The organism is Streptomyces sp. NPDC001927, assembly GCF_053594455.1.
The window spans coordinates 955,818-974,201 of record NZ_JBSFEN010000001.1 but is presented as its reverse complement, the minus strand read 5'-3'; the positions used below and the strand labels follow the sequence as shown (position 1 = coordinate 974,201).

Genomic DNA, 18,384 nt, shown 5'->3' with positions numbered 1-18,384 from the left:
GTGGGATGTTGTCGGTGGCGCTGTCGGCCGATGCGGTGGCGGAGCGGATCGCTCCGTGGGCCGGTCGTGTCTCGGTCGCGGCGCTCAACGGGCCTGCGGCGACCGTGGTGTCGGGTGATCCGGACGCGCTGGACGAGTTGACGGCGGCCTGCGCGGCCGATGGTGTGCGGACGCGGCGGATCCCGGTGGACTACGCGTCCCACTCGGCCCACGTCGAGTCGATCGAGGCCGAACTCCTGACCGTGCTCGCGGAGGTGCGGCCGAGCTCGTCGGACGTCCCCTTCCACTCGACGCTGACCGGTGGACCGCTCGACACGGCCTCGCTCGACGCGGGCTACTGGTACCGGAACCTCCGCGAGACCGTACGGTTCGAGCCCGTCGTCCGCGCCCTGCTCGACGACGGCCGTACCGTCTTCGTCGAGGTCAGCCCGCATCCCGTGCTGACCTCGGCCGTGCAGGAGACGGCGGACGCCGTCGACGCGTCCGCCACGGCGATCGGTTCGCTGCGCCGCGACGAGGACGGCCCGCGCCGCCTCCTCACCTCGCTGGCCGAGGCCGCCGTACGCGGTGTGCCCGTCGACTGGGCCGCCGTCTGCCAGGGCGGCCGCCATGTCGAGCTGCCCACGTACGCCTTCCAGCGCAGCCGCTTCTGGCCGGAGGGACCGGTGGCGGCGGGCGACGCGACCGGCCTCGGCCTGGCCGACGCCGGGCACCCGTTGCTCGGCGCCGCCACCGCCCTCGCGGACCTCGGCGGCCAGGTGTTCACCGGCCGGGTGGCCTCGGGCACCACGCTGTCCCCCGCCACCTCGGTCGAGCTGGCGCTCTGGGCCGGCGGGGGCCGCGCGCTGGCCGAACTCGTCGAGGACGCGCCCCTGACGGCGGCCGACGGCGCTCTGCGGCTGCAGGTCACCGTCGGCGCCGAGGACGCCGACGGCACGTGCTCGGTCACCGTGTTCTCCCGGCCGGAGGACGCCCCGGACGACCGGCCCTGGAGCCGGCACGCCACCGGCGTGCTCATCGGCCGGACCGGCGCCGACGCGGCCGGCGGGCCGGCGCTCGCCGATGACGTGATCGCCGAAGTGACCGCCGAGGGCGCGGGTGACTGGGGTGTGCACCCCGCACTGCTGGACGCCGCCCTCGCGGAGGTCCGCCCCGGACTGGTGCCCGGTGCCTGGCGCGGTGTCACCCTGCACGCGGTCGGCGCGAGCCGGCTGCGCGTACGGCTCTCGCCCAGGGGCCAGGACACGTTCGCCCTGTACGCCACCGACGGCACCGGAGCGCCCGTACTCACGGTCGACACGGTCGAGTTGCGGCAGCCGCGCGCCACGGAGTCGGCCAGGGACCGCGAGCTGTACCGCGTCGAGTGGACGTCCGTACCGCTGCCCGCCGCCACGGCCGACGGGATCGCCGTCCTCGGCGATCTCCCGCTGCCCGGCTTCCGCCTGCACGCGGACGTCGCCGCCGTCGCCGCCCTGGACACCGTCCCCGACGTCCTGGTCCTGCCGTGCCGGCCGCCGCGCTCGGAGGACGTCGTGGGCGCCGCCCACACCGCCACGCACCGCGTGCTGGCCGTGCTCCAGGAATGGCTCGCCGAGGAACGGCTGGCCGCCACACGGCTGGTGGTCCTCACCCACGGCGCGGTCGCCGTGGGCGAGGAGGACGTCACCGACCTGGCGCACGCCCCCGTTTGGGGCCTGATCCGTTCGGCACGCGCCGAACACCCCGGCAGGCTCGTGCTGGTCGACGTCGACAGCCCGGACGCCCTCCAGGAGCTGCCCGGCGCACTCGCCGTCGACGAGCCGGAGATCGCCGTCCGCGCGGGACACGCCTCCGTGCCCCGCCTTGTCCGCGCCCCGCTGACCGACGTGTCCGCGCCCGCGTGGGACCCCGAGGGCGTCGTCCTCGTCACGGGTGGCACCGGCACGCTCGGCGCGCTGTGCGCCCGGCACCTGGTGACCGTCCACGGTGTGCGCAGGCTCGTGCTCGCCGGACGGCGCGGCGCCGCCGCGCCCGAGGCCGTCGCGCTCGCCGAGGAACTGCGCGGCCTCGGCGCCGAGGTGTCCGTCGCCGCGTGCGACGCCGCCGACCGGACCGCGCTCGCCGCGCTCATCGCGGAGATCACCGCGGAGCGGCCGCTGACCGGGGTCGTGCACACCGCCGGCGTCCTCGACGACGGCGTCATCGCCTCCCAGACCCCCGAGCGGGTCGACCGCGCGCTGCGGCCCAAGGTCGACGCCGCCTGGCACCTGCACCGGCTGACGCAGGGGCACGACCTCGCCGCGTTCGTCCTGTTCTCCTCCACCTCGGGCCTCTTCGGAGCCCCGGGGCAGGGCAACTACGCGGCGGGCAACGCGTTCGTGGACGCCCTCGCCGAGCACCGCCGCGCCCTCGGTCTGCCCGCCGTGTCCCAGGTGTGGGGCCTGTGGGCGCACGCCAGCGGCATGACCGGCCACCTCGGCACCGCCGACCTGCGCAGGGCCGCCCGTGACGGCGTGGTGCCGCTGCCCACGGCCGACGCGCTGTCCCTCTTCGACCGGGCCGCCACCGGCGCCGCCGATCCCGTCCTCGTGCCCGCCTGGCTGGACCTGACGTCCTTCGCCACAGGTGGCACTCCCGTACCCGCGCTGCTGCGGGGCCTCGTCCGAGGGCCCGCGCGTCGCGCCGCCGACGCCGAGTCCGGGCAGGACACGCTCGCCCAGCGGCTCGTCGCGCTCGGCGCCGCCGAGCGCGACCGGCTGCTGCTCGACCTGGTCCGCGGCCATGCCTCCGTGGTCCTCGGCCACGCGGACGGCGACGCCGTGACACCCGGTCACGCCTTCAAGGAGCTGGGCTTCGACTCGCTGACGGCGGTGGAACTGCGGAACCGCCTCGCCGCCGCGACCGGTCTGCGGCTGCCCGCGACGCTTGTCTTCGACCACCCGAACCCGCGCGCGCTCGCCGAGCACCTGCGCGGCGAGCTGCTGGGCGAGCGGAGCGCACCGGTCGCGGCCGTCGCCGTCGGCACGGCGGGCGACGACCCGATCGCCGTCGTCGGCATGTCCTGCCGCCTCCCCGGCGGCGTGGAGACGCCGGAGGACCTGTGGCGGCTGCTCGCGGAGGGCCGTGACGCGCTGTCCCCGTTCCCGGGCGACCGGGGCTGGGACACCGAGGGGCTGTACGACCCGGATCCGGAGCACGCGGGTACGTCGTACGTGCGTGAGGGCGGGTTCCTCGACGGTGCGGCGGAGTTCGACGCCGGGTTCTTCGGCATCTCGCCGCGTGAGGCGCTCGCGATGGACCCGCAGCAGCGGCTCGCGCTCGAGACCGCGTGGGAGGCCGTCGAACGGTCGGGGCTCGACCCGAAGTCGCTGCGCGGCAAGGACGTCGGCGTCTTCCTCGGCACCAACGGCCAGGACTACGTGTCCCTGCTCCGGCCGGGCGTCGAGAGCGCCGAGGGGTACGTCGGCATCGGCAACTCCGCGAGCGTGCTCTCCGGCCGTATCTCGTACGTCCTCGGCCTGGAGGGCCCCGCCGTCACGGTCGACACCGCGTGCTCGTCCTCGCTGGTCGCCCTGCACTGGGCCGTCCAGTCGCTGCGTACCGGCGAGTGCTCGATGGCGCTCGTCGGCGGTGTCACCGTGATGGCGACCCCGGACGTGTTCGTCGACTTCTCCCGCCAGCGCGGCCTGGCCGCCGACGGCCGGTGCAAGGCCTTCTCCGGGAGCGCCGACGGCACGGGCTGGTCGGAGGGCGCGGGCATGCTGCTCGTGGAGCGGCTCTCGGACGCGCGCAGGAACGGGCACCAGGTCCTGGCGGTCGTCCGTGGCACGGCCATCAACCAGGACGGCGCCTCCAACGGCCTCACCGCGCCGAACGGCCCCTCCCAGCAGCGGGTCATCCGCCAGGCCCTGGCCAACGCGGGCCTCGAACCGTCCGAGGTGGACGCCGTCGAGGCCCACGGCACGGGCACCACGCTGGGCGACCCGATCGAGGCGCAGGCGCTGCTGGCCACCTACGGCCAGGACCGCGCCGAACCCGCGTGGCTCGGCTCGGTCAAGTCGAACCTGGGCCACACCCAGGCCGCCGCGGGCGTCGCGGGCGTCATCAAGATGGTGCTCGCGCTGAACGCGGGAGAACTGCCGCGCACCTTGCACGTCACCGAGCCGTCCCCGAAGGTCGACTGGTCGGCCGGCGCGGTACGGCTGCTCACCGAGCCGCGGCCCTGGCCGGCGGGGCGGCGTCCCCGCCGCGCGGGTGTGTCGTCGTTCGGCGTGAGCGGGACCAACGCGCACGTCGTGATCGAGGAGGGCGAGCCCACCGAGCCGGTCGCACCCGTGGGGGCCGCGACACCTGTCGCGTCGGGCCCCGACGCCGTGGTGCCGTGGCTGCTGTCGGCGCGTACGGAGACGGCCCTGCGGGCACAGGCCGAGCGGCTGCACGCCTTCGTGACGGCCCACCCCGAGGTGCGTCCGGCCGACATCGGCCTGACGCTGGCCACCGCGCGGTCCCGCTTCGAGCACCGCGCCGTGGTGGCCGCCGCCGACCACGACGGACTGCTGGCCGGCCTGGCCGACCCCGACCCGTTCGCGGCCGGGGAGGACGGTTCGACGGCGTTCCTGTTCACGGGTCAGGGTGCGCAGCGTCGGGGTATGGGCGAGGAACTGGCTGTGGCGTATCCGGTGTTCGCGGAGGCGTTCGACGCGGTCTGCGCGGAGTTCGACATGGTCCTCGATCGTCCGTTGCGTGAGGTGATCGCTTCGGGTGAGGGTCTGGACGACACGGCGTACGCGCAGCCCGCGCTGTTCGCGGTCGAGGTCGCCCTCTACCGGCTCCTGGAGTCGTGGGGCGTACGCCCGGACCACCTTGTGGGCCACTCCATCGGTGAGTTGGTGGCCGCGCATGTGGCCGGTGTGTGGTCGCTGCGGGACGCGGTGACCGTCGTCGCCGCTCGTGGGCGGCTGATGGGGGCGCTGCCCGTGGGTGGTGCGATGGTGGCCGTGGAGGCCTCCGAGGAGGAGGTCGCTCCGACGCTCGTCGAGGGCGCGGGGATCGCGGCGGTCAACGGGCCGTCGGCGGTCGTCGTCTCCGGTGACGAGGACGCGGTCCTCGCCGTCGCGGCCCATTGGTCCGAACAGGGCCGCAGGACCAAGCGGTTGACGGTCAGTCATGCCTTCCACTCCCACCGGGTGGAACCGATGCTCGCCGAGTTCGAGCGCGTCCTCGACACCGTGGCCTACGGCACGCCCGCGATCCCGGTCGTGTCCACGGTGACCGGTGCCGTCGACGACATGGGCACACCCGGGTACTGGCTGCGCAACGCGCGGGAGGCCGTGCGGTACGCCGACGGTGTCGCCGCGCTGCGGGCCGCCGGGGCCACCACCCTCGTCGAGGTCGGCCCGGACGGTGTGCTCGCCGCGCTGACCGAGGGCGCCGTGGCCCTGCTGCGCAAGGGCAGGCCCGAGGCGCTCGCACTGGTCGAGGGGCTCGCCCGGTCCGGCGCGGCCGTGGACTGGCCGGCCTTCTTCGCCGGCACCGGGGCGCGCCAGGTCGACCTGCCGACCTACCCGTTCCAGCGCACCCGCTTCTGGCCGGAGACTCCCGAGCGGCCGTCGGCCGACCCCGTCGCGTTGTGGCGCTACCGCGTGCGCTGGGAGCGGGTCGCCGGCCGGTCCGAGAAGCCGCTGCTCGGACGCTGGGTGGTGGCCGTCCCGGCCGCCCGCGCGGATCACCCGCTCGTACGGGCGTCCCTGCGCGGTCTCGCCGAACGGGGCGTGGACGCCGTCGAGCTGGTCGTACCCGAGACTCCCGACCGGGCCCGGCTCGCCGAGCGGGTCGCGGGGCCGGTGGACGGTGTCCTGTCGCTGCTCGCGCTCGGCCAGGACGGCACCGCCGCCACCCTGGTGCTCGCGCAGGCGCTGGGCGACGCCGACTCGTCCGCACCGCTGTGGTGCGTGACCGCCGACGCCCTGGGCGTGGCCGAAGGCGACGTCGCCGACCCGGCGCAGGCGCAGGTCTGGGGCCTCGGCCGGGTGCTGTGCCTGGAGGCGCCGCACCGCTGGGGCGGCCTGGTCGACATGCCCGCCGACCCGGACGGCCATGCCGTCGGCCTGCTGTGCGACGTGCTCGCCGGGATCGACGGCGAGGACCAGGTCGCCGTGCGCGCCACGGGCGTTCTCGGCCGCAGGCTCGTCCGCGCGACCACCCCCGCACCCGAGGGGTGGCGTCCCACCGGCACCGTCCTGGTCACCGGCGGTACGGGCGCCCTGGGCGGGCATGTGGCGCGCTGGGCGGCCCGCTCGGGCGCCGACCGTGTCGTCCTGGTGAGCAGGCGAGGACCGGCCGCCGACGGCGCGGCGGAGCTGGTGGCGGAGCTCACGGCGCTCGGTACCCGAGCCGTGGCCGAGGCCTGCGACGCGGCCGACCGCACCGCGCTCGGCGCCCTGCTCGACCGGATCGCCGCCGACGGACCGCCGTTGACGGCCGTCGTGCACACGGCGGGCGTCCTCGACGACGGCGTGCACGACTCCCTGACCCCGGGGAGGCTGGCCACGGTGCTGCGCGCCAAGGCCGACGCCGCGACCGCGCTGCACGAGCTGACGGAGCGTCTGCCCCTGGAAGCCTTCGTGCTGTTCGGCGCGCTCGGGGGTGTCGTGGGCGGTGCGGGACAGGCGAACTACGCCGCGGCCAACGCCCACCTCGACGCCCTCGCCGAGCGCCGCAGGGCCGCGGGCCTGCCCGCCACCTCGGTGGCGTGGGGCGCGTGGGCGGGCGGCGGCATGGCCGACGCGGACGAGGTGCGCAGGCGGCTGGACCGCGACGGCCTGAGGTCCATGCACCCCGAGCGGGCCGTCGAAGCGCTCAGCCGGGAGATCGCCGGCGGCGACCCGGCCGTGGTCCTCGCGGACGTGGACTGGGCGCGGCTCGCGCCCTCCCTGCACGCCGTACGTCCCAGCCCGCTGATCTCCGGCATTCCCGAGGCCCACCGGGCCGTCGCGCCGGGTGCGGGCGCGGCCCCCGCCGAAGCGGAGCTGCGGCAGCGCGTCGTGGGCCTGTCGGCCGCCGAACGCGGGCGGGTCGTCCTCGACCTGGTCCGTACCTCGGTCGCCGCCGTGCTCGGGCACCGGGACCCGGCGGCCGTCGACACCGAACGCGGCTTCCTCGACCTCGGGTTCGACTCGCTCACCGCGGTGGAGCTGCGCAACAGGCTGACCCGGGCCACCGGGCTCACGCTGCCGCTCACGCTGGTCTTCGACCACCCCACCGGGGACGACCTGGCCGCGCATCTCGCGGCCGGGCTCGCGCCCGCCGGGACGGCGCCGTCGGTGGCCGACCTCGACCGGTTCGCCGGGCTCGACCCGGCCGCGGCGGACGAGTCGACCCGCGCGAAGGTCACCGCCGAGCTGCGCCGCCTGCTGGGCGAGTGGACGCCGGTGACCGCCGGGTCCCCGGCCGCCGCCGACCAATTGAGCACGGCATCCGCCGACGAGATCTTCGATTTCATCCAAAACGAGCTCGGGAAGTCCTGAACGTGGAGAACGAGAGCAAGCTGCTCGACCACCTGCGGTGGGTCACGGGCGAGTTGACCCAGGCACGCCTGACGCTGCGCGAGACGGCCGAACGCGCCGCCGAACCCGTCGCGGTGGTCGGCGCGGGCTGCCGCTTCCCCGGCGGCGTCGCGTCCCCCGAGGACCTGTGGCGGCTGCTCGCGGAGGGCCGTGACGCGCTGTCCCCGTTCCCGGGCGACCGGGGCTGGGACGTGGAAGGCCTGTACCACCCGGATCCGGAGCACGCGGGTACGTCGTACGTGCGTGAGGGCGGGTTCGTCGACGGTGCGGCGGAGTTCGACGCCGGGTTCTTCGGCATCTCGCCGCGCGAGGCGCTCGCGATGGACCCGCAGCAGCGGCTCGCCGTCGAGACCGCCTGGGAGGCCGTCGAGCGCGCCGGAATCGACCCGAAGTCGCTGCGCGGCGCCGACGTCGGCGTCTTCCTCGGCACCAACGGCCAGGACTACATCTCCGCCGCGCGGCCCGTCCTCGACCGCGTCGAGGGGTACGCGGGCACAGGAAACGCGGCCAGCGTCCTGTCCGGACGCCTCGCCTACGTCCTGGGTCTCCAGGGCCCGGCGGCCACCGTCGACACGGCCTGCTCGGCGTCGCTCGTGGCGCTGCACCTCGCGATGCGGTCCCTGCGGTCGGGGGAGTGCGCGATGGCGCTCGCGGGCGGTGTGACCGTCATGTCCTCGCCCGCCACGTTCGTCGAGTTCTCCCGCCAGCGCGGTCTGGCGCCCGACGGCCGGTGCAAGCCGTTCGCGGCCGCCGCCGACGGCACCGGCTGGGGCGAGGGCGCGGGCGTGCTCCTCCTCGAGCGGCTCTCCGACGCCCGCCGCCTCGGCCACCCGGTCCTCGCCGTGCTGCGCGGCTCGGCCGTCAACCAGGACGGCGCCAGCAGCGGCCTCACCGCCCCGAACGGCCCGGCACAGCAGCGGGTCATCAAGGCCGCGCTCGCCGACGCCAGGCTCTCGCCCTCCGACGTGGACCTCGTCGAGGCGCACGGTACGGGCACGGTCCTCGGCGACCCGATCGAGGCGCAGGCGCTGCTCGCCGCGTACGGCGCCGACCGGGCCGAGCCGCTGTGGCTGGGCTCGGTGAAGTCCAACCTCGGCCACACGCAGGCCGCGGCGGGTGTCGCCGGTGTGCTGAAGGCCGTACTCGCGCTGCGGCACGGCGTGTTGCCGAAGACCCTGCACGTGGACGCCCCCACGCCGAAGGTCGAGTGGTCGGCGGGCAACGTACGGCTGCTCGACGAGGCCCGGGCCTGGCCCGCGGGCGACCGGCCGCGCCGGGCCGGCGTGTCCGCGTTCGGCGTCAGCGGCACCAACGCGCACGTCATCCTGGAGGAGGCGCCCGAGGCCGAGGCCGAGCCGGAGCGCGCGGACGGGGCAGGGCCCGTGCCGTGGGTGCTGTCCGGCCGCACCGAGGACGCCCTGCGCGGGCAGGCCGCCGCGCTCCTCGCGCAGCTGGCCGAACGGCCCACCGACGAGCCGCGCGACATCGCCCTCGCCCTGGCCACCACCCGGTCCTCGTTCGAGCAGCGCGCCGTCGTCGTCGGCGCGGACCGGGCGGAGCTGCTGCGCGGTACCGCCGCCCTCGCCGCCGGGAACCCCGCGGCGGGCGTCGTCCGAGGCCTCGCGGGCGGACCCGGCCGGGTCGCCTTCGTCTTCCCCGGGCAGGGGGCCCAGTGGGTCGGCATGGCCCTCGAACTGGCGGCCGCCTCGCCCGAGTTCGCCGGCCGCCTGGACGAGTGCGCCGCCGCGCTCGCCCCGCACGTGGACTGGTCGCTGCGCGAGGTCCTCGCCAACCCGGCCGCGCTGGAGAACGTCGACGTCGTCCAGCCCGCCCTGTGGGCCGTGATGGTGTCCCTCGCCGCGCTCTGGCGCGCCCACGGCGTCGAGCCGGCGGCCGTGGTCGGCCACTCGCAGGGCGAGATCGCCGCCGCCTGCGTCGCGGGCGCGCTGAGCCTCGAGGACGCCGCCCTGCTGGTCACCGCCCGCGCGCGGGCGCTGCGCGCGGTCGCGGGCCGGGGCGGAATGGTGGCGCTGCCGCTCGCCCAGGACGCCGCGCGCGAGCTGCTGGCGCCGTGGGGCGAGCGGCTGTCGGTGGCCGCCGTCAACGGCCCCGCCGCCACCGTCGTGTCCGGCGACGCCTCGGCCCTGGACGAACTGATGGCCGCGGCCGACCGCGACGGACTGAGGGCCCGGCGGATTCCCGTCGACTACGCCTCGCACTCCGCGCAGGTCGAGGCCGTACGCGACGAGGTCCTCGCCGCCACCGCCGCGATCCGGCCCCGCGCCGCCGACGTCGCGTTCGTGTCGTCGGTGACCGGCGGCTTCCTCGACACGACCGGCCTCGACGCCGCGTACTGGTTCCGCAACCTGCGGGAGCCGGTCCGCTTCGACACCGCCACGCGCACGCTCCTCGACGCGGGCTACGGCACGTTCGTCGAGGTCAGCCCGCACCCCGTGCTCACCGCCGCCGTGCAGGAGGCCGACGACAGGGTCCTCGCCGTCGGTTCCCTGCGCCGCGGCGACGGTGGCCCCGCCACGTTCCTCGCCTCGCTCGCCGAGGCCGCGGTACGAGGCGTGCCGGTCGACTGGACGGCCGCCCTGCCCGGGGCGCGGCCGGTGCCGCTGCCGACGTACGCCTTCCAGCGCGAGCGCTACTGGCTCGACGTGCCCACCCCCGCGCAGGGCGGGGACGCGGAGTTCTGGACCGCCGTGCGCGGCTCGGCCGACGACCTCGCCGCCGCGCTCGGCGCGGGCGACACCGACCGGGAGCCGCTCGCCGCCGTCCACCCGCTCCTCTCCGCCTGGCACGAGCGGCACGCGGACGAGACCGCCGTCGACTCGTGGCGCTACCGGGTCGACTGGACGCCGCTGACCGTCTCCGGTACTCCGGCCGGCCGCTGGCTGGCCGTGATCCCCGAGGGCGACGTCTGGGCCGACAGCGTGGCCACCGCCCTGGCCGCCCGAATGGACCTCGTCCGTACGACGGCCGAGCTGCTCGCCGGCGTGGGTGACCTGGGCGGCTACGCGGGCGTCCTGGTCCTGGTCGCGCCCGGCGATCCCGAGCCGCTGCCCGGGGTACTCGCCCTGGTGCAGGCCCTCGACGGCGTTCCGCTGTGGTGCGTGACCAGCGGCGCGGTCGCCGTCGGGCCCTCCGACGCGGTGGGGGACCCGGCGACGGCGCAGGTCTGGGGGCTCGGCCGGGTGGCCGCGCTGGAGCGGCCCCGGGCCTGGGGCGGTCTCGTCGACCTGCCCGCCGAGGTCGACGGACGCGTGGCCGACCGGCTCGCGGCCGTCCTGGCCGGCGACGAGGACCAGGTGGCCGTCCGCGCGTCCGGCGCGTTCGGCAGGAGGCTGCGCCGCGCCCCGGGCGGCCCCGGCGGCGCCGACTGGCGCCCCGAGGGGACCGTCCTGGTCACCGGCGGCACCGGCGGCCTCGGCGCACACGTCGCCCGCTGGCTCGCCGGCGCCGGTGCCGAGCGGCTCGTGCTCACCAACCGGCGCGGCCCCGACGCGCCCGGCGCCCGGGACCTCGTCGCCGAACTGACCGCGCTGGGCGCGGCGGTCGACGTCGTCGCCTGCGACGCCGCCGACCGCGACGCGCTGGCCCGGCTGCTCGCCGAGCACCCCGTCGGCGCCGTCTTCCACCTCGCGGGCATCGAGCGGTACAAGCCGCTCGCCGACGTGACCCCGGCCGACCTCGCCGAGGTCGCCGCCGCCAAGGTCGCGGGCGCACGCCACCTGGACGAACTGACCCGCGACCAGGATCTCTCCGCCTTCGTGCTGTTCACCTCGGGCGCAGGCGTCTGGGGCAGCAGCGGCCAGTCCGCGTACGCCGCCGCCAACGCCCACCTGGACGCGCTGGCGCTGCGGCGCCGCGCCGAGGGGCTGCCCGCCACCGCCGTGGCCTGGGGCCACTGGGGCGGCGCGGGCATGTCCGATGGACCCGCACGCGAGCAGATGGCCCGCTGGGGCCTGCCCGCCATGGCACCCGAGCGCGCCGTCGCGGCGCTGCGCGGGGCGCTCGGCAGGGACGAGGCCGCGCTGGCCGTCGCGGACATCGACTGGCCGGTGTTCGCCTCGACGTTCACCGTGGCCCGGCGCAGCCCCCTGCTCGCCGGCCTGCCCGAGGCCGCCGAGTCCGCCGCGCCCGAGCCGGCGCGGGACGGCGCCGTACCCCTCGACCGGGCGGCCCTCCTCGACCTGGTGCTCGGTGAGACCGGGGCCGTACTGGGCCACACGTCGGCCGCCTCGCTCCCCGAGGGCCGCGCGTTCCAGGAGCTGGGCTTCGACTCGCTGACCGCCGTCGAGCTGCGCAACCGCCTGCGCGACGCGACCGGCCTGAAACTGCCCGTCACGCTCGTCTTCGACCACCCCACGCCCGAGGCGCTCGTCGACCATCTGCTCGACCGGCTGCCGGGCGCCGCCACCGGCGCCGTCGTCGCCGAGCCGGCCACGCGGACCGCGATCGAGGACGACCCGGTCGTCATCGTCGGCATGGCCTGCCGGTTCCCCGGCGGCGTCGACTCGCCCGAGCGGCTGTGGGAGCTGGTGCTCCAGGGCCGCGACGCGATGGGCGGCTTCCCCGCCGACCGAGGGTGGGACGTCACCGACGCGGGCTACGCGAAGGTCGGCGCCTTCCTCGACTCGGCGGGCGCCTTCGACGCCGGGTTCTTCGGCATCAGCCCCCGCGAGGCCGTCGGCATGGACCCGCAGCAGCGGCTCCTCCTGGAGACCGCGTGGGAGGTCCTGGAGAGCGCGGGCATCGACCCCCGTTCGGTGCGGGGCAGCAAGACCGGTGTGTTCGTCGGCTACGGCGGCCAGGACTACCTGACCAGCCTCTACGGCACGCCCGACGAGCTGCAGGGCCATCTGCTCACCGGCACGTCCGGCAGCGTGGTCTCCGGACGGCTCGCCTACGTACTGGGCCTGGAGGGCCCGGCGGTCACCCTCGACACCGCCTGCTCGTCGTCGCTCGTCGCGCTGCACTGGGCCGCCGCCGCGCTGCGGTCCGGCGAGTGCGACCTCGCGCTCGCCGGCGGCGTCACCGTGATGGCCACCCCCGGCGTCTTCGTCGAGTTCGGGCGACAGGGCGGCCTGGCCGCCGACGGGCGCTGCAAGGCGTTCGCCGACGCCGCCGACGGCACCGGCTGGGGCGAGGGCGTGGGCCTGCTGCTGGTCGAGCGGCTGTCCGACGCCCGCCGCAGGGGCCACGAGGTGCTTGCCGTGCTGCGCGGCTCCGCCGTGAACTCCGACGGCGCCTCCAACGGGCTGACCGCGCCCAACGGCCCGTCGCAGCAACGCGTCATCCGCGCCGCGCTGACGGGCGCGGGACTCGCGCCGTCCGACGTCGACGCCGTGGAGGCCCACGGCACCGGCACCGCCCTCGGCGATCCCATCGAGGCACAGGCGCTGCAGGCGGCGTACGGGCAGGACCGGGACCGGCCGCTGCTGATCGGTTCGGTGAAGTCGAACCTCGGCCACACGCAGGCCGCGTCCGGCGCCGCGGGCGTCATCAAGACCGTCCTCGCGCTCCGCCACGGCACCCTGCCCGCCACCCTGCACGTCGACCGCCCCTCCACGGCTGTCGACTGGAGCCTGGGAGCCGTCTCCGTCCTCACAAAGGAGACGCCGTGGCCCGAGACGGGCGCGCCGCGCCGCGCGGGTGTGTCCTCGTTCGGCGTCAGCGGCACCAACGCGCACGTCATCCTCGAACAGGCCCCGCCCGTCGAGGACATCAGGCCCTCCGGGCCTCTCGACCCCGCCGGGGACGTCCCGTGGGTGGTGTCCGGCCGGTCGCCCGAGGCGGCGCTCGCCCAGGCCGAGCGGCTGCGCGCGCACGTCGCCGTGCACGCGGACGCCGACCCGGTGGCGGTCGCCCGGGCGCTCGCCACCACCCGTACCGCCTTCGAGTACCGCCTCGCCGCCGCCGGTTCCGGCACCGACGAGCTGCTCGCAGGCCTCGCCGGAGCCCGGCCCGTCGCCGCGCGCCAGGGGCGTACGGCGTTCCTGTGCACCGGCCAGGGCGCGCAGCGCGTGGGCATGGGCGCCGAGCTGTACACCGCCCACCCCGCCTACGCCGACGCGTTCGACGCGGTGTGCGCGGAGTTCGACCGCCTGCTCGACCGCCCGCTGCGCGACCTGGTCCTGACCGGCCCCGCAGAGGTGCTCGACCGCACGGAGTACGCACAACCCGCGCTGTTCGCCGTCGAGTTCGCGCTGGCCGCGCTGCTGCGCTCCTGGGGTGTCGTCCCCGACCTGATCGCCGGGCACTCGCTCGGCGAGATCACCGCCGCGGCCCTCGCGGGCGTGCTCACGCTGCCCGACGCGGCGGTGCTCGTGGCCGCGCGCGGCAGGCTGATGGGTGCGCTGCCCGAGGGCGGCGCGATGATCGCCGTGGAGGCGACCGAGGAGCGGGTGCGACCGCTCCTCGGCGACGAGGTCGCACTCGCCGCCGTCAACGGACCGCGCTCGCTGGTCCTGTCCGGCGCCGAGGCCGGCGTCACGGACGCCGCCGCGCGGCTTGCCGCCGAAGGGGGCCGGACCAGGCGGCTGCGCGTGTCGCACGCCTTCCACTCGCCGCTGATGGAGCCGATGCTCGCGGAGTTCCGTTCGGTCGTGGCGGGCCTCGAGTTCCGTACGCCGACGGTGCCGGTGGTCTCGGCGCTGACCGGTCGCCCGCTCACCGCCGACGACGTCCGCTCGCCCGACCACTGGGCGCGGCACGTGCGCGAGACCGTGCGCTTCCACGACGCGGTCCTCGGTCTGCGTGCGGCGGGCGCCGTCCGCTACCTGGAGATCGGCCCGGACGGTGTGCTCACCGCGATGGCACAGGGCACCCTGGCCGAGTCCGACTCGTCGGCCGTCGAGACCGACGGCGCCGGGGCAGGTGAGGAGCGTGAGCCGCTGACCGTGCCGCTGCTGCGCGCCGACCGCCCCGACACGGCCGCGCTCACCGACGCGCTGGCCCGTGCCCACGCCGACGGCCTCCCGCTCGACTGGGCCGCGTATTTCGCGGGCCGGGGCGGCGCGCGCGTCGCCCTGCCCACGTACGCCTTCCAGCGCGAGCACTACTGGCTGCCCGCCGCTCCCGCCGCCGACCTCCGGAGCGCGGGTCTGTCCGCCGCCGGACACCCGCTGCTGGCCGCGGCCGTCGACCTGCCGGACGGCGGCGCCGTGCTCACCGGGCGGCTGTCCCCGTCGGCGCGGCCCTGGCTGGCCGAACACGTCGTGCGCGGCGCGGTGCTGCTGCCCGGCACGGCCCTGCTGGAGCTGGCGCTCGCCGCCGCCGACCGGACCGGCGCGGGCGGCGTGGAGGAACTGACGCTCGAAGCGCCGCTGGTCCTGCCCGTGGACGGCGCCGTGGAGGTACGCGTCACCGTCGGTGCCGCCGAGGACGACGGCCGCCGTGCGGTCGCCCTGCACGCGCGTGCCGACGGGGACTGGACCCGCCACGCCACCGGCGTGCTGGGCGAGGTGCCCGAGGCCGGGCCTGCGGCGGGGGAGTGGCCGCCCCCGGGCGCCGAGCCCGCCGACGTCGCCGCGATGTACGCGGGGCTCGCCGACGCGGGCTTCGGCTACGGGCCCGCGTTCCAGGGCCTGCGCGCGGCGTGGCGACGCGGCGAGGGCCCGGCGGCCGAGGTGTTCGCCGAGGTCGAGCTGCCCGCCGGGGTCGCCGACGCGGACCGCTGCGCGGTGCACCCGGCCCTGCTCGACGCCGCCCTGCACGCCATCGGCGTCGGCGGCCTGATCACCGACCCCGCGCACGGCGGTCTGCCGTTCGCGTGGACCGGCGTACGGGTGTTCGCCCGTGGCGCCCGGGCCGTCCGCGCCCGTCTCTCCCGTACGGGTGAGGCAGGCGCCCTCGCGGTGGAACTGTCCGACGCCGACGGCCTGCCGGTGGCGGCGATCGGCTCGCTGCGCCTGCGGCCCGCCGCGGCGCCCGCCGTGCCCGACGCGCTCTTCGAGACCCACTGGGTGCCCGTCGAGCCCACCGGCGCCCCGGCTCGTCGCTTCGCCCTGACCGGGATTCCGGCAGGCACGTCGACCGGTGCCGACTCGCCCGACGTCTCCACGCTCGTGGACGGGCTGCGGGCCGCGGGCGCCGAGGTCGGCGCGAAGGCGCCCGACACCGTACTTCTCCCGGTCGTCGCGGACCCCGGTGCCGATCCCGTGGCGGACTCGCACCGGGTGACGGCCGAAGTCCTCGCGGTTCTGGGGAACTTCCTCGCCGACGACGGGGACGGGGCCGGCGCCCGGCTCGCCGTGGTCACGCGCGGCGCCGTCGCGGTGTCCGCCGACGAACCCGCCGACTTCGCCGCGCGCGCCGCGTGGGGCCTCGTGCGCTCCGCCCAGGCGGAGCACCCCGACCGGATCGTCCTCGCCGACCTCGACGGCACCCCCGAGTCGGCGCGCGCCCTCGCGTCCGCGCTGACCTGCGGGGAGCCCCAGGTCGCCGTCCGGGCGGGCGCGGTCACCGCGCCACGGCTCGCACGCGCGGGCTCCGACGCGATCGTCCTGCCCGCCGGCGGGTGGCGCCTCGAAGCCGGCGCGAACGGCACGGTCGACGCTCTGTCCGCCGCCCCCTGCCCCGAACCGCCGCTCGCGGTGGGCGAGGTACGCGTCGCCGTCCGGGCCACCGGCGTGACCTTCCGCGACGTGCTCACCGTGCTCGGCCTCTACCCGGGCGACCCCCAGCCGCTCGGCGTCGAGGCGGCCGGCGTGGTCACCGAGGTCGGGCCCGGCGTGGACGACCTGGCCCCGGGGGCCCGGGTGTTCGGCCTGCTCCCCGGGTCGATGGGATCCTCCTGCGTGGCCGACCGGCGCCTCGTCGTGCCGGTCCCCGCCGGGTGGGGCTTCGCCGAGGCGGCCGCCGTGCCGTCCGCGTTCCTCACCGCCTGGTTCGGCCTGCGCGACGTCGCCGACGTACGCCCCGGAGACCGGGTGCTCGTCCATGCCGCCGCCGGCGGTGTGGGCATGGCCGCCACCCAACTCGCCACGCTCTGGGGCGCGGAGGTCTTCGGCACCGCGAGCCCCGGCAAGCACGACGTGCTGCGCGCCGCCGGTCTGGCGGACGACCACATCGCCTCCTCACGTACGACCGACTTCGCCGAGCGCTTCAAGGCGGCGACCGGCGGGCGCGGGATGGACGTCGTCCTCAACTCGCTCGCGGGCGAGTTCGTGGACGCGTCCCTGAGCCTGCTCGCGCCGGGCGGCCGGTTCGCGGAACTCGGCAAGACCGACATCCGTACCGGCCTCGACGTCTCCTACCGGGCCTTCGACCTGGTGGACGCCGGCCCCGACCGCATCCAGGAGATCCTCACCGAGGTCGTCGAGCTGTTCGCGGCCGGCGCCCTGACGCGGCTGCCGGTCCGTCAGCTGCCAGTCGGCCGCGCCAAGGAGGCGTTCCGGCTGATGGCGCAGGCCCGCCACATCGGCAAGGTCGTGCTCACCACCGCCCCCTACGGCGACGGCACCGTCCTCGTCACCGGTGGCACCGGCACGCTCGGCGGGCTCGTGGCGCGGCACCTCGTCGCCCGGCACGGCGTACGGAACCTCGTCCTCGCCGGCCGACGGGGCGCGACCGCTCCCGGCGCCGCCGAACTGACGGCCGACCTGACGGCCCTGGGCGCCGATGTACGGGTGGCGGCCTGCGACGTGGGCGACAGGGACGCGCTGGCCGCCCTGCTCGCGGGCATCGAGCCGCCGTTGACGGCCGTGGTGCACGCGGCGGGCGTGCTCGACGACGGCGTCGTCGGTTCGCTCACCCCCGAGCGGCTCTCCGCCGTGCTGCGGCCGAAGGCGGACGCCGCCTGGCATCTGCACGAGCTGACCCGTGCGGCGGACCTCTCCGCGTTCGTCCTCTTCTCGTCGGCCGCCGGCACCTTCGGCGGCCCCGGCCAGGGCAACTACGCCGCCGCCAACACCGCCCTCGACGCGCTCGCCGAACACCGCAGGGCCCTCGGACTGCCCGCCGTCTCCCTGGCATGGGGTCCCTGGGCGGCCGAGAGCGCCATGACCGGCGGTCTCGGCGACGGCGACCGCGCGCGGATGTCCCGGGGCGGGATCCGTCCGCTGGCCTCCGCGGACGCGCTGGCGCTGCTCGACGCCGCCTGCCGCACCGGGTCCGGCGCGCTCGCCGCGATCCGCCTCGACACCGCGGCGCTGCTCCGGCAGGCGGGCCCGCTGCCCGCCCTCCTCGGCGGCCTGGTCCGTCCGCCCGCCCGGGCGCCGCGCACCGACGCGGCCGCACTGCCCGCGCGGCTCGCCCCTCTCGGCGAGGAGCAGCGACGCCGAGCGGTGCTCGACGTCGTCCGCGGCCACGCGGCGGCGGTGCTCGGCCACGCCAGGGCCTCGGCCGTGGACAGCACGCGTGGCTTCCTCGACGCGGGCTTCGACTCGCTCACCGCCGTCGAGCTGCGCAACCGGCTGAAGGACGCCACCGGACTGCGGCTGGCCGCGACCGTGGTGTTCGACCATCCGACCCAGGACGCCCTGGCCCGGCACATCCTGGCGGAACTCGTGGTGCCGTCGCAGGCCGCCCGGACACCGGCGGGCGCGGGCCCGGGTGCCGGTGGCGACACGGGCGCCGACGGGGACGGCGACCAGGACGGCGCGTTGCGCCGCGCCATCGCGGCCATCCCGCTCGACCGGCTCCGATCGGCCGGACTCCTCGACGAGCTGGCCCGTCTCGCGGGAGTCACGGTGCCGCCGCCGGCCCGCCCGTCCGACCCGGACGGCACGCAGGCCGACCCCGCCGCGCTCCTGGACTCGCTGGACTCCATGGGCATCGACGACCTGCTCAAGATCGCGAACGACAATCAGCTCCGCAGGGATTGAGGGAC

The 18,384-nt window shown here is 76.8% G+C and carries 2 protein-coding genes (1 of these 2 cut by a window edge); both read left to right on the top strand.

Annotated elements, in window-relative coordinates; all coding sequences use genetic code 11:
• A protein-coding gene (locus tag ACWCO8_RS03850; RefSeq protein WP_451030761.1) for an SDR family NAD(P)-dependent oxidoreductase crosses the window boundary here: on the top strand, nt 1-7,505 show its 3' portion. 5,215 nt of this gene lie to the left of the window's left edge; only the last 7,505 of its 12,720 coding nucleotides appear in the window; the start codon falls outside the window, past its left edge; it ends in the stop codon at nt 7,503-7,505.
• On the top strand, nt 7,454-18,379 hold the full coding sequence (locus tag ACWCO8_RS03845) for a type I polyketide synthase (protein ID WP_451030893.1): 10,926 nt from the start codon (nt 7,454-7,456) through the stop codon (nt 18,377-18,379). Before ACWCO8_RS03850 ends, ACWCO8_RS03845 begins: the two co-directional genes overlap by 52 nt.
• Nucleotides 18,380-18,384: the final 5 nt, after the last annotated feature.